We start from the raw sequence: 20,293 nt of genomic DNA, 5'->3' as shown, positions 1-20,293 counted from the left end.
AGATGAAAATGAGTGTCATGAACAAACGCTCCCGTCTGATACCCGCCGTCGTCGCCGGATCCGCCGCCCTGGGCCTGCTCACGCTGAGTGCCTGCTCGGCGTCCGACGCCGCGGACGGTGCGGGAAGCAACGGAAAACTGAAGGTCACAGCGTCCTTCTACCCCATGGAATTCCTGGCGAAGGAGATCGGCGGCGACCATGTCGCTGTGACGGCGCTCACCAAGCCGGGCGTCGAACCGCACGATCTGGAGCTCACCCCGCGGCAGACCGCCGCCCTCGGCAAGGCCGACGTGATCGTCTACCTCAAGGGCCTGCAGCCCGCCGTGGACGAGGCCGTCAAGCAGTCCGGCGTGAAGAACACCGCCGATGCCGCTTCGCTGACCGCCCTCGAAGAGCACGGCACCGAGGTCGACGGCCACGCGCACACCACCGGCGACAACCACTCCGGCGAGGGCGAGGCCGGCGCCGACCCGCACATCTGGCTCGACCCGGTGAAGTACGCCGAGGTCGCCAAGGGCGTCAACACCACGCTCGCCAAGGCCGACCCCGACAACGCCGCCACGTACCAGAAGAACACGGACGCGCTGGTCAAGAAGTTGGACGCGCTGAACAACCAGTTCAAGGACGGTCTCAAGAACCGCGCCTCCGACACCTTCATCACCACCCACGCGGCCTTCGGCTACCTCGCCGAGCGGTACGGACTGGTCGAGGAGGCCATCGGCGGCATCGACCCGGAGGCCGAGCCCAGCGGCGCCCGCATCAAGGCGCTGCAGCAGCTCTCCTCCGAGCACCACGTCACGACGGTCTTCTTCGAGACGCTCGCCAGCAACGCCACCGCCAAGACCCTGGCCGGCGACCTGAAGCTCAAGACCGATGTACTGGATCCCCTCGAGGGCATCACCGACAAGTCCAAGGGCGCCGACTACTTCGAGGTCCAGCAGAGCAACCTCAAGGCTCTGCAGACGGCGCTCGGCAGCAAGTGAAGGAAGCGATGACGGAGGTAGGCATGGAGCCGGTCCCGGTCATATCCCTGCGCGGGGCGACGGCCTCGCTCGGATCCCGGCCCGTACTGCGCGGGGTGGACCTGACGGTCGGCTGCGGCGAGGTCGTCGCGCTGCTCGGCGCGAACGGCTCCGGCAAGTCGACGGCGGTCCGCGCCGTCGTCGGCCAGGTGCCGCTCAGCGAAGGCCGGCTGGAACTCTTCGGCACCCCGCTCAAGCGCTTCCGCGACTGGGCCAGGATCGGCTACGTGCCGCAGCGCACCACCGCCGCCAGCGGCGTGCCCGCCACCGTCCGCGAGGTCGTCTCCTCCGGCCGGCTGGCCCGCACCCGGCTGCGGCCGCTCGGCCGGGACGACCGCGCGGCGGTCGACCGGGCGCTGGAGCTGGTCGGCATGGCCGACCGCGCCAAGGACTCCGTCAACGCGCTGTCCGGCGGACAGCACCAGCGGGTGCTCATCGCCCGTGCGCTGGCCGTGAGCCCCGAACTGCTGATCATGGACGAGCCGATGGCCGGCGTGGACGTCGCCAGCCAGGAGATCCTGGCCGGCACGCTGCGCGAGCAGGTCGCGGGCGGCGCCACCGTGCTCCTCGTGCTGCACGAGCTCGGCCCGCTGGAGCCGCTGATCGACCGCGCGGTGGTGCTGCGCGACGGCTGCGTCGTCCACGACGGACCGCCGCCGCGCGCCGTTGGCCAGCACGCGCTGCCCGGCCACGACCATGTGCACCCGCACGCGGCGCACGACGCCGAACCGATCAGGACGGGGCTGCTGAGCTGATGGACATCCTCGACTACGCCTTCATGCAGCGGGCCCTGATCGCCGCCGTCCTGGTCGGCATCACCGCCCCCGCCATCGGCATCTACCTCGTCCAGCGCCGCCAGGCGCTGATGGGCGACGGCATCGGCCATGTCGCGATGACCGGCGTCGGCCTCGGCTTCCTGCTGAACGCCAGCCCGATCCGGATGGCGACCGCCGTCGCCGTCGTCGGCTCCGTGGCCATCGAGCTGATCCGCTGGTACGGCAAGACGCACGGCGACATCGCGCTCGCGATGCTCTTCTACGGCGGCATGGCCGGCGGCGTGATGCTGATGAGCATGTCCGACACGGGATCCAACGCCAACCTCGTCACGTACCTCTTCGGCTCCCTCAACACCGTCTCACCGCAGGACGTCACCACCATCTGCGTGCTCGCCGCGTTTGTGGTGCTCGTCACGGTCGGGCTGCGCCGGCAGCTCTTCGCGATCTGTCAGGACGAGGAGTTCGCCCGCGTCACGGGCCTGCCGGTCCGGCTGCTGAACCTGCTCGTGGCGGTCACCGCCGCGGTCACCGTCACCGTCGCGATGCGCGTCGTCGGCCTGCTGCTCGTCAGCGCCCTCATGGTCGTCCCGGTCGCCGCCGCCCAGCAGCTGTCCCGCAGCTTCGCGATGACGTTCGCGCTGGCCGTCCTGATCGGCGTGACGGTCTCGCTCTCCGGAGCCGTCACCTCGTTCTACGTCGATGTACCTTCGGGGCCCACGATCGTTCTGCTGGCCATCGCCATCTTCATCGCCCTGGCCCTGCTGGCAGGTCCGCTGGCAAGAAAACGGGCTCGCGGTTCCGCTGCCGCCGCGGAACGGTGCACCCTGGAGGTACCCGGCGCGCGCGTCCCCCAGGACGACGTTCGGGTTTAGGCCCTGTGGCCTGACACAATGACGACCGACCGGACATCTGGACGGTGACGGTTACGACCGAGAAGGAGGCACCGGTGACGACCGCCAAGCCCCCCGTGCAGGGCCGATCGACCCGGCAGCGTGCTGCCGTCGCCGCCGCGCTCGACGAGGTCGAGGAATTCCGCAGCGCCCAGGACCTCCACGACCTTCTCAAGCACCGCGGCGACTCCGTCGGCCTCACCACCGTCTACCGCACGCTGCAGTCGCTCGCCGACGCCGGCGAGGTCGACGTGCTGCGCACGGACGACGGCGAGTCCGTCTACCGCCGCTGCTCCGACGGCCACCACCACCACCTCGTCTGCCGCATGTGCGGCAAGGCCGTCGAGGTCGAGGGCCCGGCCGTCGAGAAGTGGGCCGAGGCCATCGCCACCGACCACGGCTTCGTCAACGTCGCCCACACCGTAGAGATCTTCGGCACCTGCGCCGACTGCGCCACCCCGCCTCCGACTACGGAAGCCTGACCGCAGAGCAGTCACGACGAAAGCCGATGGTCCGCCGCGTCTTACGCAGCGGACCATCGGCTTTCGCGCTCACGCGCGCCTCAGCCGCGCTTGTCCGCGTCCGGGGCGAGGTCGTTCGGGAGGGCGCCGCCGAAGCGGCGGTCGCGGGAGGCGTATTCGTGGCAGGCGCGCCAGAGGTCGCGGCGGTCGAAGTCGGGCCACAGGACGTCCTGGAAGACCATCTCGGCGTAGGCGGTCTGCCAGAGCAGGAAGTTGGAGGTGCGCTGCTCGCCGGAGGGGCGGATGAAGAGGTCCACGTCCGGCATGTCCGGGTAGTACAGGTACTTCGCGAAGGTCTTCTCGTTGACCTTGGAGGGGTCGAGCTTGCCGGCCTTCACGTCCGCGGCCATGGCGGCGGCCGCGTCCGCGACCTCCGCGCGGCCGCCGTAGTTGACGCAGAAGTACAGCGTCATGGCGTCGTTGTCCTTCGTCTGCTCCTGGGCGACCTGGAGCTCCTGGACGACGGACTTCCACAGCTTGGGCATCCGGCCCACCCAGCGGATGCGGATACCGAGGGCGTCCATCTCGTCGCGGCGGCGGCGGATGACGTCGCGGTTGAAGTTCATGAGGAAGCGCACCTCGTCGGGCGAGCGCTTCCAGTTCTCGGTGGAGAAGGCGTACAGGGAGAGGTTCTTGACGCCCAGCTCGATGCTGCCCTTGAGGACGTCGAGGACGACGGATTCGCCGACCTTGTGGCCCTCGGTGCGCGGGAGACCGCGCTCCTTCGCCCAGCGGCCGTTGCCGTCCATGACGATGGCGACGTGCTGCGGCACCAGCTCCCCCGGAATCTTGGGGGGCACCGCACCGGACGGATGCGGGTCCGGAGTCCGGTACTCCGGTCGGGAACGGCCCAGAATCCCGCGACGTGCCATGCGCGTTGCCTCTCCTACATCTCGGTACTACTACTGCCAGTCCTGCGTGCTGCCGGTTCTGCGTGCTGCCAGGTCTACTTCTCGACGAATTTCAACGAGCGCAGCCCGCGCTCCAGGTGCCACTGCAGATACGCCGCGACCAGCCCGCTGCCCTCCCGGCAGAAGTGCGGCTCGCAGGCGTCCGCCGTCTCCCAGTCCCCGCCCAGCAGCGCGCCGAGGAGTTCCAGGGACTCCCGTGAGGGTACGACGCTTCCCGGCACACGGCACTCGGCGCAGACGACTCCTCCCGCTCCTACCGAAAAGAACCGATTCGGCCCGTCCATACCGCATTTGGCACAGTTGTCGAAGCTCGGCGCGTAGCCGTTCACGGCCAGCGAGCGCAGCAGGAAGGCATCGAGGATCAGCCGCGGCTGGTGCTCGCCGGAGGCCAGGGTGCGCAGGGCGCCGACGAGGAGCAGGTACTGCTGGACGGCTGGTTCGCCCTCGTGATCGGTGAACCGTTCCGCCGTCTCCAGCATCGCCGTGCCGGCGGTGTAGCGGTCGTAGTCGGCCGCGATGGCGCTACCGTACGGAGCGATCGTCTCACCCTGCGTACACAACGGCAGCCCGCGCCCGACCAGTTCCCCGCCCCGCGCGAACAGCTGCACATCGACATGGCTGAACGGCTCCAGCCGCGCCCCGAACTTCGATTTCGTGCGGCGCACCCCCCGGGCCACCGCCCGGACCCTCCCGTGCCTGCGGGTGAGCAGCGTGATGATCCGGTCCGCCTCACCCAGCTTCTGGGTGCGCAGCACGATGCCGTCGTCGCGGAACAGACTCATACGGCCCATTGTCCCGTACGGGAAGGGACCTCCGGGCACCCTGGGGCCCCATGGCTGTCACGGGCCCCATACGCTGCCGCCTATGTCGATCACCGCAACCGTGGCAGTGCTGGCCATCGCCGCCCTGCATGTGTACATCCTGGTCCTGGAGATGTTCCTGTGGACCACTCCGAAGGGCAGGGCCGCCTTCGGTCTGACGCCGGAGTTCGCCGCCGAGACCAAGGCCCTGGCCGCGAATCAGGGGCTCTACAACGGGTTCCTCGCGGCCGGCCTGGCGTGGGCCGCGTTCGCCTCCGACCCGGTGGGCTTCCAGACGAGGATCTTCTTCCTGGCCTGCGTCGCCGTGGCCGGCGTGTACGGGGCCGCCACCGCGAGCCGCCGCATCCTCTTCGTCCAGACCGTGCCGGCACTCGTCGCGCTGGCACTGGTCCTCATCGCCCACTGACGCCGGGCCGAGGCGGTGACCGGCACCGCCCGGTCCGGCCGGACCGTCCCTAGCCTTCTCCTGCCGCCCGGATCAGTCCCGACTCGTAGGCGGCGATGACCAGTTGGGCGCGGTCGCGGACATCGAGCTTGCCCATGATGCGGCTGACGTGCGTCTTGGCGGTGAGCGGGCTGAGCCCGAGGGCCTCGCCGATCTCGGTGTTGTTCAGGCCCCGGCCGACGAGGGTCAGCACCTCCCGCTCCCGGTCCGACAGACCCGTGAGACCGACCGGGGCGGGGCCGGGCGGCGGCCGGTCCGGCAGCCGCAGGACACGGGCGATGAGGCGGGCCGTGGGTCCGGGCGACAACAGCGCATCGCCCGCGGCGACGGTGCGGATGGCGTCCAGGAGCTCGGCGGGCCTGGTGTCCTTGACCAGGAAGCCGCTGGCTCCCGCCCGGAGCGCCGCGACCACGTGCTCGTCGGTGTCGTACGTGGTGAGCACCAGCACCCGCACCCCGGCGAGAGCGCCGTCCGCGGCGATGATCCTGGTCGCCTCGATGCCGTCGAGGTCCGGCATCCGAATGTCCATCACCACCACATCGGCGCCGGTGCTGCCGGCCAGCGCCGCGGCCTCCCGGCCGGTCCCCGCCTGCCCGACCACCTCCATGTCGGCCGCGGACCCGACCAGCATCGCGAACGCGGCCCGCACCAGCGTCTGATCATCGGCGAGCAGCACCCGGATCGTCGGCGGAGCGGTCACGGGCGATGCCATGGGTGACGTCATCGGGTCGCTCCCTCAAGTGGATCTGCGATCGGGTCTGTGAGCAGGACGTCCGGCCGGGCTGCCGGTGGTCCTTCCATCATGTCGTCGCCGTCCTCGGGCGATCCCCCGAGCGGGAGCACCGCCGTGACGGCGAACCCGGCGCCGTCCGCCCGGGGTTCGGCCGCCAGCCGGCCGCCGACGCTGCGGGCCCGCTCCCGCATGCCGACGATTCCGTAGCCGTCGGTACGGGCCGGTCCGTGCGGAGTGCCCACGGCCGGGCCGTCGTCCAGGACGGACACGTCGAGCACCGCCGCGCGGCGGGTGAGCGTCACCCGGACATGCGAGCCGCTCGCGTGCCGCGCGGCGTTGGTGAGCGCCTCCTGCACGATGCGGTAGGCGGCGGCGCCGACCGCGGGCGGCGCGTGGTCCGCGCCCTCGCCGATCATGAGTTCCACCCGCGCCCCGGCCGCCTCGGCGACACGGACCAGGTCGGGTACGCCCGGCAGCCCCGGCAGCGGCCCCAGTGGGCCGTCGGATCCCAGTGCGCCCTGGCCGGCATCGGCGGTGTCGGATCGCAACACCCGTAAAGTGGCGCGGAGTTCCGCGCGGGCGTCCCGGCAGGTGTCGGAGATGGCTTCCAGCGAGGCGGCGATCGCCTCCCGGTCCAGCTTGTCCGGGTCGGCGATCAGGACATGCGCGGCCACCGAGGTCTGCACGCCCACCAGCGTGATCGTGTGCGCCAGCAGATCGTGGAGATCGCGGGCGATCCGCAGCCGCTCCTCCGCGACCCGGCGGGCCGCTTCCTCCTCGCGGGTGCGCTCCGCCCGCTCGGCGCGTTCCACGATCGCCCCGATGTACTTGCGGTGCATCCGTACCGCCTCGCCGACCAGCACGACCGCGAAGATCCAGCCGGCGTTGCTGAGCATGTGAACGCCCGTGTCGGGCCGGTCGAGCGTGAGCGTCATCACCACGGCCATGAAGCCGACCAGGGCCGGGACCACCAGGAAGGTGCGCAGTGGCGGCCCGGCGACCGCCAGGCTGTAGAGCGCGACCATGGTGGCGGGGATCACCGCCTGGTGGACGTTGTCCATGCCGTGGTAGGTCGCCGCGACCGGCGCCAGTGCCAGCACCATGAGCAGCGGCGCCCGCCGCCGCCACACCTGGAAGACCGCGATGGCCACCAGGAGCGTCCACCCCACGGCATCCGGCCGGTGGCCGTTACCGGCTGAGACGGGCAGCGTCAGGGCCATGACCGTCTGGAGCGCCAGCAGCCCGGCGGCGAGCAGTAGATCGTTGCGCGTGAGGCGCACCTCGGGGGTGGTTCTCATGGATGACACCGTTCCATCCTGCGGGCTGTTCGACGACGTGTCACCGGACGGGCTGCTCCCAGCCCGTCCGGCGCTCGGTGAGAAGGTTCTCAACGACGTGGTCCGTGTGCCTAGCGGACCAACTCCAGTTCCACGGCCGTCGGCTCGGGCGGCCGGGGAACCTCACGGCTGAGGCCGCCCGGCCACCAGACGCGGGCGCCCAGCAGGGTGCTCGCGGCCGGGACCAGGAAGGTCCGCACCACGAAAGTGTCCAGCAGGACGCCGAGGGCGATCGTCGTACCCATCTCGACCATCATCACCAGGGGCAGGGAGGCGAGGACGGTGAAGGTGGCAGCGAGCACGATGCCCGCCGAGGCGATGACACCGCCGGTCGCCTCCAGGGCGGTGACGGCCGACCGCCCGGCGTCGGCGCCGTGTTCGGCCTCCTCCCGCATCCGGTGCATGAGGAAGATCCCGTAATCGACGCCGAGGGCGACGAGGAAGACGAAGCTCAGCAGTGGCAGCCCCGGATCCATGCCGTGGAAGCCGAGGACCGGGCCGAAGACCAGTCCGCCGATGCCGAGCGAGGCCGCCCAGACGGCGGCCATCGCCGCCACCAGCAGCAGGGGTGCGACCAGGCTGCGCAGCAGCGCGGCGAGCAGCAGGAAGACGGCGACGAGCACCAGCGGCACGACGATCTTCCGGTCGCGGGAGGACGTGTCGGCGGTGTCGAGCTGCTGGGCGCTGAAGCCGCCGACGAGCCCGTGGTCGGCGGCCGTCCCGGTACGCAGCCGTTCGATCGTGCCGCGCTCGGCGGCCGTGTCGGGCGCGGCGGACGGGAAGGCCTCGATCTCGGTCCACCCGTTCGCGGTCCTGCCCTTCGCCGTTCCCGCGACGCCGTCGGTGGCGCGGATCCTGGCCAGGACCGTGTCGGCGCGGGCGCTGGGGGCCAGCACGACGACAGCCTGGGCGCTGCGCTCGGGGAAGGCCCGCTGAAGGGTGTGCGCGGCCGTCACGGACTCCGAGGTGACGGTGAAGGTGTCGTCCTGGCGCAGGTCGCCGGGGAGGTTCCCGATGCCGAGCGCGAGCGCCCCGACGGCGACCGCGGAGGCGGCCAGCACCGCCACCGGACGGCGTACGACGAGCGCGCCGATCCGGCCGTAGAAGCCGCTGCCCGCCTTCTTCGGCTCGCTGCCGTAGCCGGGGATCAGCGGCCAGAACACCCGGCGGCCGAGCAGCACCAGGACGGCGGGGAGCAGGGTGGTCATCGCGGCGAGCGCGCAGACGATGCCGATGGCGCCGGTCGGGCCGAGGCCGCGGCTGCTGTTGAGGTCGGCGGCGAGCAGGCAGAGCAGCCCGGCGACCACGGTCCCGGCGGAGGTGAGCACGGCGGGGCCGACGCCGCGCAGGGCGGTGCGCATGGCCTCGTACGGGTCCGTCCGGCGGCGCAGTTCCTCCCGATAGCGGGCGATGAGCAGCAGCGCGTAGTCCGTTCCCGCGCCGAAGATGAGAACGGTCATCACCGAGGAGCTCATGCTGGAGACGGTCAGTCCGAAGGCCCGCACCATGGCGTAGACGATGGCCATCGCGGTCCCCGCGGCGACGCCGACGCAGACGAGGGGCACCAGCCACAGGAACGGGCTGCGGTAGGTGACGATCAGCAGGAGCGCGACGACGGCGACGGTACCGATGAGCAGGGTGCCGTCGATGCTGTTGAAGACGGTCTTGGCGTCGGCCTGCATCCCGCCGGGGCCGCCGACGCGGACGGTCAGCCCGTCCGGACGGTCCTTGGCGAGCATCACCCGGACGTCTGCGACCACGTCCTCGGGCTTTCCGTCCTTTTCGGCGATCGCAACCGGCACCATCAGTGTCCGGCCGTCCTTCGCCGCCACGACCCGGGGCGCGCCGCCCACCAGGTCGTACGCGGCGTCCACGGACGCCGTCTGCCGCTGGACCGCGGCGCGGTCGGTGCCGGTGATCCCGGAGGCACGGTCGTAGACCAGCACGAGATCCGTCGACCCGCCGCCCGGCATCGTCTGCTGGATCTTCGCGACCTGGGTCGACTGGGCACTCGCCGGCAGATAGTCGACGGCGTCGTCGTGCTTGACGCCGTCGAGTTTCCCGGCGAACACCCCGGTGACGGCGAGCACCACGATCCAGAACCCGATCACCGCCCATGGCAGCGCTCTGCGTTTCGTCCGTGTGGCCCGCATCAGGGCCTCCCCTCGTGGAACGGCTGGTTTCCTACGCACCAGCGTCCCCGTGGAAGGGATCTCTTTCGTCGCGCTCACGGCCGACCTTGCCGCTACTCCCGCCGTTGCCCGCCCGCCCGGCTACTCCCCCGGGAGTACGTCAGGACGGCGCGCCCGCGGCCTCGGCGAGGAGCCGGTCGGTGTCCCCCGCGGGCAGTGACAGGCAGCGGCCGACCGCCACCAGCGCCTCCCGCTCGGCGGGCAGGTAGGGACCGTCGGCGAGGGCGATCCTCGCCCCCTGCAGCAGGATCCGCTCGCGCCCCTGCGGGGCGAGGTGGGCGGAGAGCGGTTCCAGCGCCTCATGGAGCTCGATGGAGAGCCAACTGCCGCAGCCGTCCAGGGCGTCGGCGAAGGAGTCCGGGCCGAGGGCGTCGGCGGCGCCGGGGAACCGGCCCGCGTCGGCGACGATCGCCGCCAGCAGTCCGAGGAGCTGGTCCTCCGTGCAGTCGGTGAAGCCCGCCGAGCGCACCGCGCGGACGGCCTCTTCCCGGGCCGGCCGGCCGGTGGCCCCGCCCGCCGTCAGCACAGCGAGTGCGACGGTGTGGACGGCGTCGCGCAGCATCGCCGAGAACCGGGTCGTCGTGAGGTGGTCGAGCGTCTCGGCACCGAAGTGCCCGTGGCAGCCGCTGCATTCGATGACGACACCGGCCGGACCCCGCGTCAGCAGGGGAACGTTGAGCACGGTCAGGCGCCGCGTGCCGCTGCGCCGGTGATAGGCACGGTCGCCACCGCAGTCGGGGCAGAAGAACTCCCCGTCGTCCTCGGTGTGCCATGCGGTGCGCACACCCCAGAAGCACAGCCCTCGCAGCTGAACCACGTTGCACCCTCCGGCGTTTCGTCCCGGTACGCACCGATCCGGCACGCACATGTGCGTAACGCCTCGGCAACGGTGCCGTTACTGCTGCCGTGATGTTAGCCACACCAATGACGCGCAGTCAGTACCGCGTAAGGGGGGATTTCCGGATCGGCCGCGTCCGCACCACGTCGTGGCAGGTCACAGCGGGTCGGCCGGAGAAGAGGATTGACGTGATCTCGCATTTCGCCCGCACCCCGATGTTGCAGGGCACACGACAGGGGTTGCCGGACGCGCCAACGGCCGCGGCGAGGCCCGTGAGGGCCGCCGCGGCCGTTGCCGAGGGGTTGCGTCCGTCCGCCGGCGGGCCGGCTCAGGAGCGGATGCGCTCACCCGAAGGGAGACTCAGCGGGACGCCCGGTTGACGGCCGAGACGACCGCCTTCAGGGAGGCGCGCGTGGTGTTGGGGTCGATGCCGATGCCCCACAGCACCTTGCCGTCGATCGCGCACTCGATGTACGACGCCGCCCGGGCGCTCGCGCCCTCGCTCAGCGTGTGCTCGGTGTAGTCCAGCAGCCGCGCGTCGATGCCGACCGAGGACAGCGCATCGAAGAACGCGGAGATCGGACCGTTGCCGCGACCGGTGAGCACCGTCGGGACGCCGTCCACGACCGCTTCCACGGTCAGCGCGTCGCCGCCGTCGGTCGTGGTCTCGGCCTGGGCGGAGCGCAGTTCGATGCGGCCCCAGGCGTTCTCCGTCGTCGGCAGGTACTCGTCGCGGAAGGCCGCCCAGATCTCGGCGGGCGTGATCTCGCCGCCCACGTCATCGGTCCTGGTCTGAATGATCTTGGAGAACTCGATCTGCATGCGGCGCGGCAGGTCCAGCTTGTGGTCGTTCTTCAGGACGTACGCGATACCGCCCTTGCCGGACTGCGAGTTGACCCGGATGACGGCCTCGTAGGAGCGGCCGACGTCCTTCGGGTCGATCGGCAGGTACGGGACGGCCCAGGGGATCTCGTCGACGGTCTTGCCGGCGGCGGCCGCGTCGGCCTCCATCGCCTCGAAGCCCTTCTTGATGGCGTCCTGGTGGGAGCCGGAGAAGGACGTGTAGACCAGGTCGCCCGCGTACGGGTGGCGCGGGTGGATCTCCATCTGGTTGCAGTACTCGGTGGTGCGGCGGATCTCGTCGATCTGCGAGAAGTCGATCTCCGGGTCCACGCCCTGGCTGAACAGGTTCATGCCCAGCGTGACCAGGTCGACGTTGCCGGTGCGCTCGCCCTGCCCGAACAGGCACCCCTCGATACGGTCGGCGCCCGCCATGATCGCCAGCTCAGCGGCGGCCACCGCGGTGCCCCGGTCGTTGTGCGGGTGCACCGACAGGCACACGTTCTCGCGGCGCGACAGGTTGCGCGACATCCACTCGAAGCGGTCGGCGTGCGTGCTGGCGGCGGAGCGCTCGACGGTCGCCGGCAGGTTCAGGATGATCTCGCGGCCGGCCTCCGGCTGCCAGACGTCCATGACGCCCTCGCAGACCTCCAGGGCGAAGTCCAGCTCGGTGTCGGTGAAGATCTCCGGGCTGTACTGGTAGCCGAAGACCGTGTCGGAGCCCAGGATCTTGTCCGCGTACTCCATGACCAGCCGGGTGCCGTCCACGGCGATCGCCTTGACCTGCTCCTTGGTGCCGCGGAAGACCACCCGGCGGAAGACCGGCGCCGTCGCGTTGTACAGGTGGACGGTGGCCTGGCGCGCGCCGACCAGCGATTCGACGGTCCGCTCGATCAGTTCCTCGCGGGCCTGCGTCAGGACGGAGATCGTCACGTCCTCGGGGATCGCGCCCTCTTCGATGATGGAGCGCACGAACGCGAAGTCCGTCTCGCCGGATGACGGAAACCCGACCTCGATCTCCTTGTAGCCCATCTTCACCAGCAGATCGAACATCGCCCGCTTGCGCGCCGGGGACATCGGGTCGATCAGGGCCTGGTTGCCGTCCCGCAGGTCCGTGGAGAGCCAGCGCGGCGCCTTGGTGATCCGCGTGTTCGGCCAGGTGCGGTCGGCGATGTCGACGGCGCCGTAGGGCGCGTACTTGTGGATCGGCATCGCGGTGGGGCGCTGGCGCACGCTCGCCGCCGTGATGGGCGTGGGGCGGCCTACGGAATTCACAGGGTTCTGGGACATCTGCGGTGGGCTCCTCATGGGTCCGGCTCCAGTACGGCCGACGGCGATGCGCACGCCAGAACTCCGCGGGGAGGGGGTCGGCCTACGACTACAGGCCCTCGCCGCGGCAGCTAAGGAGAAGCAGCCCGAAACGCATGATGTGGACGACCATAGCCGAGCCCGCTCGAATATCGCACTCGAAGCGCGCTCCCTCTCAGTATGCAAGACGAGTGGTTCTGTCCAGTAAAACCATGATCTTCCCTCCCTTTTCGGTAATCATCGTTGCAAGCAGTGACAGGACGGTCGCGGCGTGCCAGATTGCCGCCATGGACGCGACACGCACTTTCTGCACGATCATTCCTCCGCACGTCCTCGACAAGATGGCCACGTCCGAGGACCGCGCGCTCTCCGAGCTCGGCCGCCGCACCCTGGAGCGGGATGCCTACGAGCGCACTCACCGCCGGCTGACCACCGTCATCGGCGCACCTTCCATCGCCGGCGCGATCGTCTCCGACCAGCCGAAACGGACCATCTTCGACGCCAAGCACCAGACGGCGCTGCCCGGCCGCAAGACGCACGGCGAGGCCGACAAGGACAGCAAGGACCAGACCGTCAACCGCGCGCACAGCGGTCTCGGCGCCACCTTCGAGCTGTACCTCAAGGCGTACGGGCGGCATTCGATCGACGATCAGGGCCTGCCGCTCAACGCGACCGTGCACTACAGCCAGGGGTACAACAACGCCTTCTGGAACGGCGAGCAGATGGTCTTCGGGGACGGCGACGGGGAGATCTTCCTCGACTTCACCCTGCCCGTGGACGTGATCGGCCACGAGCTCACCCACGGCGTCACCCAGTACACGGCGAACCTGGCCTACTTCGGCCAGTCGGGCGCGCTCAACGAGTCGATGTCCGACGTGTTCGGCTCGCTCATCAAGCAGTACTCACTGCAGCAGACGGCCGATACGGCCGACTGGCTCATCGGCGCCGGACTGCTCGGCCCGAACATCCACGGTGACGCGCTGCGCTCGATGAGGGCACCCGGCACGGCCTACGACGACCCGCAGCTCGGCAAGGACCCGCAGCCCGGCAGCATGGACCAGTATGTGACGACCGGCCGCGACAACGGCGGTGTGCACATCAACTCCGGCATCCCCAACCACGCCTTCTACCTGGTGGCCGAGTCCATCGGCGGGAATGCCTGGGAGAAGGCCGGGCAGATCTGGTACGACGTGCTGGTCGGCGGGGAGCTCTCCACGAAGGCGACGTTCGACGAGTTCGCCCGGCTGACCGTCGCCGCCGCCCAGGCGCGGTTCGGGGAGGGCGAGGCGCACCAGGCCGTACTGAAGGCGTGGTCGCAGGTCGGAGTCCCCACGTCCTGAAGGCGTGGGCCATGAGGGCTGAGGAGCACCGTGCATATTGAAGTCATCCGTTCCGGCGGCTTCGCCGGAATCGAGCGTCGGGCCGTGCTGGACACCACCGGCCGACCCGATGCCGATCATCTGCACGGTGTGGCCCTCAAGGCCGTCGAGGAGGGTGGTTCCGCGCCGGACCGCGGGGTGCCGGACGGTTTCCACTACGAGATCACGGTCGACGGCCGCACGGTCCACTGCGCGGACCCGCACCTGACCGACGCGCAGCGCGATCTGATCCAGACGGTGCTCAAAGAAGGTGCGTGACGGGTGGCTTCGAGCGCCGACCGGCGCTCGAAGCCACCTCCGTCCACATCCGACTGAAATCGGGCCCGGTCAGAAGCCGAGCTTGCGCAGCTGCTTGGGGTCGCGCTGCCAGTCCTTGGCGATCTTGACGTGCAGGTCCAGGAAGACCGGAGTGCCGAGCAGCGCCTCGATGTGCTTGCGCGACTTGGTGCCGACGTCCTTGAGGCGGGCGCCCTTCGGGCCGATGATGATGCCCTTCTGGCTGGACCGCTCGATGTAGATGTTGGCGTGGATGTCGAGCAGCGGCCTGTCCTTCGGCCGGTCCTCGCGCGGGATCATCTCCTCGACGACGACCGCGATGGAGTGCGGCAGCTCGTCGCGTACGCCTTCGAGCGCGGCCTCGCGGATCAGCTCGGCGACCATGATCTGCTCGGGCTCGTCGGTGAGGTCGCCGTCCGCGTAGAGCTGCGGGCCCTCCGGGAGCAGCGGGATGATGAGGTCGGCGAGCAGGCCGACCTGGACGTCCGCGACGGCCGAGACGGGGATGATCTCCGCCCATTCGATGCCCAGCTCGCGGCCGAGCTCCGAGATGGCGAGGAGCTGCTCGCGCAGCACCTTGTCGTCGACCAGGTCCGTCTTCGTGACGATCGCGATCTTCGGGGTCTTGCGGACCCCCGCGAGCTCCTTGGCGATGTACTTGTCACCGGGGCCGAGCTTCTGGTCGGCGGGCACGCAGAAGCCGATCACGTCGACCTCGGCCCAGGTGGAGCGGACCACGTCGTTGAGCCGCTCGCCCAGCAGCGTGCGCGGCTTGTGCAGACCAGGGGTGTCGACCAGGATCAACTGCGCGTCCGGGCGGTGCACGATGCCGCGCACCGTGTGCCGGGTGGTCTGCGGCCGGCTTGAGGTGATGGCGACCTTGATGCCGACGAGAGCGTTCGTGAGGGTCGACTTGCCCGCGTTGGGGCGGCCGACGAAGCATGCGAAGCCGGACCGGTGGACGGCCTCGGAGGACTGGGTACTGGCGCTCATGCGGCCCATTCTCCCCGATCGCGGCGGGCCCGGGTCACACCGGCACCCGGGGAGCCGGGCGGCGGCCGGATGTGAGGCGCCGGAAACTCCTCCGCAACACGAAACACGGCGGAAACACGTCTGCCCACATCCGGAAACCGCCGACGGTGAGGCTCGTGTCCATCCACCGCCGCGCACCACCCCCCGCCGCCCCGGGAAGGGATGTCCTCGTGCCGTATCTGTCGGCCGGAATCGACTCCGGAGACACCGCCTGGCTGCTCGCCGCCACCGCGCTCGTCCTGCTGATGACACCGGGCCTCGCCCTGTTCTACGGCGGCATGGTCCGCACGAAGAGCGTCCTCAACATGCTGATGATGAGCTTCGTGTCGATCGCGCTCGTGACGGTGGTCTGGCTGGTCGCGGGCTATTCGCTCGCCTTCGGGCCGGACGCCGGAGGCCTCGGGCTGATCGGCGGCCTCGACCATCTGGGCATGCACGACATCGGCCCGACGAGCGTCACCGGCCATGTACCGACGCTGCTGTTCGCCACGTTCCAGCTGACGTTCGCCGTCGTCACGGCCGCGCTGATCAGCGGCGCCATCGCCGACCGCGCGAAGTTCGGCGCCTGGGTGGCCTTCGTCCTCGTCTGGACGCTGCTCGTATACGTCCCGGTGGCCCACTGGGTCTTCGGCACCGGTGGCTGGATCGTGACGAAGCTGGGCGCTCTGGACTTCGCGGGCGGCACCGTCGTCGAGGTCTGCTCCGGCGCCTCCGGGCTGGCGCTGGCGCTGGTCCTCGGCCCGCGGCTCGGCTTCCGCAAGGAGGCCATGCGCCCGCACAACCTTCCGCTGGTGGTGCTCGGCGCGGGCCTGCTCTGGTTCGGCTGGTTCGGCTTCAACGCGGGCTCGGCACTCGGCGCGAACGGCCTGGCCGCGGCCGCGTTCCTCAACACCCAGGTCGCGGGGTGCGCCGGACTGCTCGGCTGGCTGATCGTGGAGAAGCGCCGCGACGGTCACGCCACGACGCTGGGCGCCGCCTCCGGTGCGGTGGCCGGTCTGGTCGCGATCACCCCGGCCTGCGGCTCGGTGGACCTGATGGGTGCGCTGGTCGTGGGCCTGGCGGCCGGGGTGCTCTGCTCGTTCGCCGTCAGCTGGAAGTTCCGGCTCGGCTACGACGACTCCCTCGACGTGGTCGGGGTGCACCTCATCGGTGGCATCGTCGGGACCCTGCTCATCGGCTTCCTCGCGACCGCCACCATGACCGGCGGCCCCGAGGGGCTGTTCTACGGCGGCGGCCTCGGCCAACTCGGCAAGCAGGCCGTCGCGGTCGCGGTCGTCGGGGCGTACGCCTTCACCGTCACGTACGGGATCGGGAAGGTCATCGACCGGCTGATGGGCTTCCGGGTCTCCGCGGAGGACGAACTCACCGGCCTCGACCTGACCGTCCACGCGGAGTCGGCATACGATCACGGCGTCGTCTCGCAGGGCGCCCCGCACGTGCACGCCTCGGCTCTCGCCCAGGCCCTTGCCCACGCCAAGAACAGGAGCTCCGCCGAATGAAGCTGGTCACCGGCGTCATCAAGCCGTTCAAGCTGGACGAGGTGAAGACGGCGCTCCTGGAGCTCGGCGTCCACGGCCTCACCGTCACCGAGGCCAGCGGCTACGGGCGCCAGCGCGGCCACACCGAGGTCTACCGGGGCGCCGAGTACCGCGTCGACCTCGTCCCGAAGGTCCGTATCGAGGTGCTGGTGGAGGACGCCGACGCCGAGGCCGTCATCGAGGCGGTGGTCGACGCCGCCCGCACCGGCAAGATCGGCGACGGCAAGGTCTGGTCGGTGCCGGTCGAGACGGCCGTACGGGTCCGCACCGGCGAGCGCGGACCCGACGCGCTCTGAGAGCTTCCGTCCGAGCGTTACCGTCAGCCGGCCTGGACGGTGACGCGCAGCGTTCCGTCGGGGCCCGCGAGGTGCACCGGGGTGTCCGGTCCACCGAGGTCGCGGACGGCGGCCCGGTCGGCGTCGGCCGGGGTCTCGGCGGCGCTGACGACGGCCGCCGCCTCCAGGGACTGGGCGCCGCTGGCGACCGCCATCGCGACGGCGGTCTGCAGGGCGCTGAGCTTCAGCGAGTCCAGCGCGACGGTGCCGGCGACGTACGTACGGCCGGTCTCGTCGCGGACGGCCGCACCTTCGGGCACGCCGTTGCGGGCGCGGGCGGACCGCGCCAGGGTGATGATCTTCAGGTCCTCGGGCCCCAGCGGGGTCGCATCGCTCATACCGGCGAGCATAAAGCGCCCGCCCCGGCAACGTTCCCGGGGCTCGGCCCGCGTCGACCGGCCGGGCCCCGGCCCGCGACCGGAGGGTCCTAGCCCGCGACCGGCCGCATCGTGTCCCGGCGCCCCTGCGGGGACGTCAGCCGCTCCAGCTTGGCCGCGGTCTCCGTGCCCGGGAGCGGGTTGTGCATGACGATGGTCAGGTCCGGGCGGGCCGGCAGCCGCAGCTGGGTGCTCTCGAAGTGCAGCGACCCGACGGTCGGATGCACGATCTCCTTCAGCGTCTGCCCGCTGGCCTGCACATCCCCGCGCGCCCAGAGCTCCGCGAACTCCGGGCTGACGGCGGCCAGTTCCTCGACCACCGTGCGGAAACCCTCGTCGTCCGGCCGCTCGGAGGCCGTCGCGCGGTACTGGGCGACGACGGTCGCGGCCAGCTCCGCGCGGTTGTTGGTGCGGCTGCGGTACAGCGGGCTGGTGAAGAAGGAGACCAGGCAGTTCGTGTCGTCCTTCGTGAAGCCGAAGGTCAGCCCGGCCGCGTCGTTGAAGGCGACGATGTTCCAGTACGCGTCCATGACGTGGGCGGGGAACGGCATCCAGGCGTCGATCAGCCGGTGCAGCCCGTCGCAGAAGTCGGTGTCGGGAACGGCCTCCGGCAGCGGCGGGTTGAGCCCGGCCAGCCCGTAGAGATGGCGGCGCTCGGTGCCGTTCAGCTTCAGTACGCGCGCCACCGCGTCCAGCACCTGCGGCGAGACGGTGATCTCGCGCCCCTGCTCCAACCACTGGTACCAGGACACCCCGACCCCGGCGAGCACCGCGACCTCCTCGCGGCGCAGCCCCGGGGTGCGGCGGCGGGCGCCGCCGTCCGGCAGGCCGGCCTCGGCGGGGCTGATCCGGGCCCGGCGGGCCATCAGGAACTCGCGCAACTCCTGACGGCGGTACGACTTGGCGGACGGTGTCGACTTGGCCGCGTTCTCCACTCCCGCTCCCCCTGGCTGGTGGTCCGGCCACCAGCATAAGCACGGGCTCCCCACCCCGTGGTGATCAGCCCGAGGGTTGGGGCATGGCGATCGAGACCCCCTCCCCAACTGCCCCGGCTCCGACCCAGGCCCCGACCACCGGCCCGGCGCCGTCCCCCGGCGCCGACAAGCTCACCACCCGCGCGAAGCTGGTCCTGTTCGTGCTGTGCGCGGCCCAGTTCATGGTCGCGCTCGACTTCTCCATCCTGAACGTCTCGCTGCCGGTGCTCGGCAAGGACCTGGGCATGACCCAGGCCAATCTGCAGTGGGCCGTCACCGCGTTCGCGCTGCCCTCCGGCGGCTTCCTGCTGCTCTTCGGCCGGATCGCGGACCTCGTCGGACGGCGCAAGCTCTTCCTGACCGGTCTTGCCGTCTTCACCGCGGCCTCGGTCCTGGCGACCCTGGCCTGGGACCCGGCCTCCTTCCTGGCCGCCCGCGCGATCCAGGGCCTGGGCGCGGCCGTCATCGTGCCGACCGGCATGTCCCTGCTGACCACCACGTTCCCCGAGGGCCCGCAGCGGGACCGCGCGCTCGGCATCAGCGGCACGCTGCTCTCGCTGGGCTTCACCATCGGCGTCGTCCTGGGCGGCGTCTTCACCGACAACTTCGGCTGGCGCTCCACCATGGCCATCCTCGCCGTGGCCGGCGTCATCGTGCTGGCCGCCGCTCCCGGCCTGCTGACCGAGTCACGGCACCCGCAGCGTCCCCGGATCGACATCCCCGGCGCGATCACCGTCACCGGTGGCCTGCTGGCGCTGATCTACGCCCTGACCACCGCCGCCCAGCAGGGCTTCGGACGGGCCGACGTCGTCGGCTCGCTCGTCGCGGGGTTCGCGCTGTTGATCGCGTTCGTCGTGGTCGAGTCCCGTGCCGCCGAGCCGCTGGTCTCGCTGCAGATGCTGCGCAAGCGCACGGTGGCCTGGGGCAACCTCGCCGGGATCACCACCTTCGCGATGATGAGCACCGTCGTGTTCCTGCTGACCCTGTACCTGCAGGAGATCCGCGGACTCTCCGCGTTCCGGACGGGTCTGGTCTTCGGCGTGCAGGGAATCGGCGCCGCGATCACCGGCATGACGGCGTCCAGGGTGATCGGCCGCTTCGGCACCCGCGCCGTCCTGATCGGCGGCCTGCTCCTGCAGGCCGCGCTGACCGCCGCGCTGCTCTTCCTCGGCACCGGCCCCTCCGGCACCTGGATCGCCCTGGTCGCCGTCACCGTGGCCTGCGTCGGACACCTCTGGGTGATCGTCTCCTACGGCATCACCGCCACCTCCGGGCTGCCCGACCACGAACAGGGGCTGGCCACCGGTCTGGTCACCAGCTCCCAGCAGATCGGCCTCACCATCGGCATCCCGCTGCTGAGTGCCCTGGCCTCCAGCCGCAGCCGGCTGCTCGACGGCATCCACCTGGCGATCGCCGCCGACGTCGCGATCCTGCTCGTGGTGGCAGTACTGGTGACGGTCGGCCTGCGGCGGGCCGGCGCGACGCGCAAGACGGCCTAACGGGCCAATTGATCCTGCTATAAGCGTCTTTTGGCCTTATTACCGGTGTTCGGTCATGTTCGGATTACTTCTTGCCGCTTCCGGCGATACGTTCGCGGCGGCCGTCGGGGATCCCGGCGGCCACCGGGAGCACGGAGGGCCCACGGGCCCATGGGGCACATAGGAGGGGACCGACCTATGACCGGACCTGCTGTTCAACCGTTCGGCTCACTGGGAGCCACCACCCGCGCGACACGCGAACCTCACGTC

The 20,293-nt window shown here is 70.6% G+C and carries 20 protein-coding genes; 10 read left to right on the top strand and 10 right to left on the bottom strand.

The window, feature by feature from the left end; all coding sequences use genetic code 11:
* Nucleotides 1-17: 17 nt before the first annotated feature.
* The 4 genes from AC07DC_RS13530 to AC07DC_RS13515 all read left to right on the top strand — a co-directional run bounded on the left by AC07DC_RS13530 (nt 18) and on the right by AC07DC_RS13515 (nt 3,170).
* Nucleotides 18-983 carry a metal ABC transporter substrate-binding protein gene (locus tag AC07DC_RS13530; RefSeq protein WP_478914514.1) on the top strand — a complete coding sequence of 322 codons (966 nt, stop codon included), beginning with the start codon at nt 18-20 and terminating at the stop codon, nt 981-983.
* 8 nt (nt 984-991) lie between these two features.
* Nucleotides 992-1,777, top strand: coding sequence for a metal ABC transporter ATP-binding protein (locus AC07DC_RS13525; protein ID WP_478914513.1), 786 nt, complete (start codon nt 992-994; stop codon nt 1,775-1,777).
* Nucleotides 1,777-2,670, top strand: coding sequence for a metal ABC transporter permease (locus AC07DC_RS13520; RefSeq protein WP_478914512.1), 894 nt, complete (start codon nt 1,777-1,779; stop codon nt 2,668-2,670). Before AC07DC_RS13525 ends, AC07DC_RS13520 begins: the two co-directional genes overlap by 1 nt.
* A gap of 74 nt (nt 2,671-2,744) precedes the next feature.
* The gene (locus AC07DC_RS13515) at nt 2,745-3,170 is read left to right on the top strand and encodes a Fur family transcriptional regulator (RefSeq protein WP_478914511.1); all 426 of its coding nucleotides are present in this window, start codon (nt 2,745-2,747) and stop codon (nt 3,168-3,170) included.
* A gap of 80 nt (nt 3,171-3,250) precedes the next feature.
* Here the strand turns inward: AC07DC_RS13515 and AC07DC_RS13510 are convergent, their stop codons facing one another.
* Nucleotides 3,251-4,081, bottom strand: coding sequence for an isoprenyl transferase (locus AC07DC_RS13510; protein ID WP_478914510.1), 831 nt, complete (start codon nt 4,079-4,081; stop codon nt 3,251-3,253).
* 74 nt (nt 4,082-4,155) lie between these two features.
* Entirely contained in the window at nt 4,156-4,902 is a 747-nt protein-coding gene (gene recO / locus AC07DC_RS13505; protein ID WP_269272521.1) for a DNA repair protein RecO, read from the bottom strand.
* A gap of 82 nt (nt 4,903-4,984) precedes the next feature.
* Here recO and AC07DC_RS13500 point away from each other — a divergent pair, with 82 nt between their 5' ends.
* Nucleotides 4,985-5,347, top strand: a complete 363-nt coding sequence (locus AC07DC_RS13500; protein WP_478914509.1) for a DUF1304 domain-containing protein — start codon at nt 4,985-4,987, stop codon at nt 5,345-5,347.
* A 49-nt stretch (nt 5,348-5,396) separates the two neighbouring features.
* Here the strand turns inward: AC07DC_RS13500 and AC07DC_RS13495 are convergent, their stop codons facing one another.
* From AC07DC_RS13495 to leuA, 5 genes are all read right to left on the bottom strand, one after another.
* Nucleotides 5,397-6,110, bottom strand: a complete 714-nt coding sequence (locus tag AC07DC_RS13495; protein ID WP_478914508.1) for a response regulator transcription factor — start codon at nt 6,108-6,110, stop codon at nt 5,397-5,399.
* The gene (locus tag AC07DC_RS13490) at nt 6,107-7,417 is read right to left on the bottom strand and encodes a sensor histidine kinase (RefSeq protein WP_478914507.1); all 1,311 of its coding nucleotides are present in this window, start codon (nt 7,415-7,417) and stop codon (nt 6,107-6,109) included. Before AC07DC_RS13490 ends, AC07DC_RS13495 begins: the two co-directional genes overlap by 4 nt.
* A gap of 110 nt (nt 7,418-7,527) precedes the next feature.
* Nucleotides 7,528-9,609, bottom strand: a complete 2,082-nt coding sequence (locus AC07DC_RS13485; protein WP_478914506.1) for an MMPL family transporter — start codon at nt 9,607-9,609, stop codon at nt 7,528-7,530.
* 139 nt (nt 9,610-9,748) lie between these two features.
* Complete coding sequence (locus AC07DC_RS13480) at nt 9,749-10,516, bottom strand: TerB family tellurite resistance protein (RefSeq protein WP_478914505.1); 768 nt, start codon at nt 10,514-10,516, stop codon at nt 9,749-9,751.
* Between the two features lie 330 nt (nt 10,517-10,846).
* On the bottom strand, nt 10,847-12,616 hold the full coding sequence (gene leuA, locus AC07DC_RS13475; RefSeq protein WP_478914504.1) for a 2-isopropylmalate synthase: 1,770 nt from the start codon (nt 12,614-12,616) through the stop codon (nt 10,847-10,849).
* A 305-nt stretch (nt 12,617-12,921) separates the two neighbouring features.
* Here leuA and AC07DC_RS13470 point away from each other — a divergent pair, with 305 nt between their 5' ends.
* The gene (locus tag AC07DC_RS13470) at nt 12,922-13,974 is read left to right on the top strand and encodes a M4 family metallopeptidase (RefSeq protein ID WP_478914503.1); all 1,053 of its coding nucleotides are present in this window, start codon (nt 12,922-12,924) and stop codon (nt 13,972-13,974) included.
* A gap of 30 nt (nt 13,975-14,004) precedes the next feature.
* A complete protein-coding gene (locus tag AC07DC_RS13465; protein WP_478914502.1) occupies nt 14,005-14,271 on the top strand; it encodes a protealysin inhibitor emfourin in 267 nt (88 codons plus the stop codon).
* A gap of 69 nt (nt 14,272-14,340) precedes the next feature.
* On the opposite strand, the gene era is transcribed toward AC07DC_RS13465, so the two are convergent.
* Nucleotides 14,341-15,291 (bottom strand): GTPase Era, encoded by a 951-nt coding sequence (era, locus tag AC07DC_RS13460; protein WP_478914501.1) that lies wholly within the window; start codon nt 15,289-15,291, stop codon nt 14,341-14,343.
* Between the two features lie 200 nt (nt 15,292-15,491).
* Between era and AC07DC_RS13455 the strand changes: the two genes are divergently transcribed.
* Both AC07DC_RS13455 and AC07DC_RS13450 read left to right on the top strand, forming a co-directional pair.
* A complete protein-coding gene (locus AC07DC_RS13455; RefSeq protein WP_478914500.1) occupies nt 15,492-16,820 on the top strand; it encodes an ammonium transporter in 1,329 nt (442 codons plus the stop codon).
* The gene (locus AC07DC_RS13450; protein WP_478914499.1) at nt 16,817-17,155 is read left to right on the top strand and encodes a P-II family nitrogen regulator; all 339 of its coding nucleotides are present in this window, start codon (nt 16,817-16,819) and stop codon (nt 17,153-17,155) included. The genes AC07DC_RS13455 and AC07DC_RS13450 overlap by 4 nt, the downstream gene beginning before the upstream one ends.
* Nucleotides 17,156-17,178: 23 nt before the next feature.
* Here the strand turns inward: AC07DC_RS13450 and AC07DC_RS13445 are convergent, their stop codons facing one another.
* Together AC07DC_RS13445 and AC07DC_RS13440 are read right to left on the bottom strand one after the other, a co-directional pair.
* The gene (locus tag AC07DC_RS13445) at nt 17,179-17,532 is read right to left on the bottom strand and encodes a cytidine deaminase (RefSeq protein WP_478914498.1); all 354 of its coding nucleotides are present in this window, start codon (nt 17,530-17,532) and stop codon (nt 17,179-17,181) included.
* A gap of 89 nt (nt 17,533-17,621) precedes the next feature.
* Nucleotides 17,622-18,437, bottom strand: coding sequence for a helix-turn-helix transcriptional regulator (locus tag AC07DC_RS13440; protein ID WP_478914640.1), 816 nt, complete (start codon nt 18,435-18,437; stop codon nt 17,622-17,624).
* 152 nt (nt 18,438-18,589) lie between these two features.
* Between AC07DC_RS13440 and AC07DC_RS13435 the strand changes: the two genes are divergently transcribed.
* A complete protein-coding gene (locus AC07DC_RS13435; RefSeq protein WP_478914497.1) occupies nt 18,590-20,044 on the top strand; it encodes an MFS transporter in 1,455 nt (484 codons plus the stop codon).
* Nucleotides 20,045-20,293 lie beyond the last annotated feature (249 nt).

The sequence above is a fragment of the Streptomyces sp. NPDC045021 genome, assembly GCF_056432645.1.
This window is presented reverse-complemented; position numbering and strand designations above follow the sequence as displayed.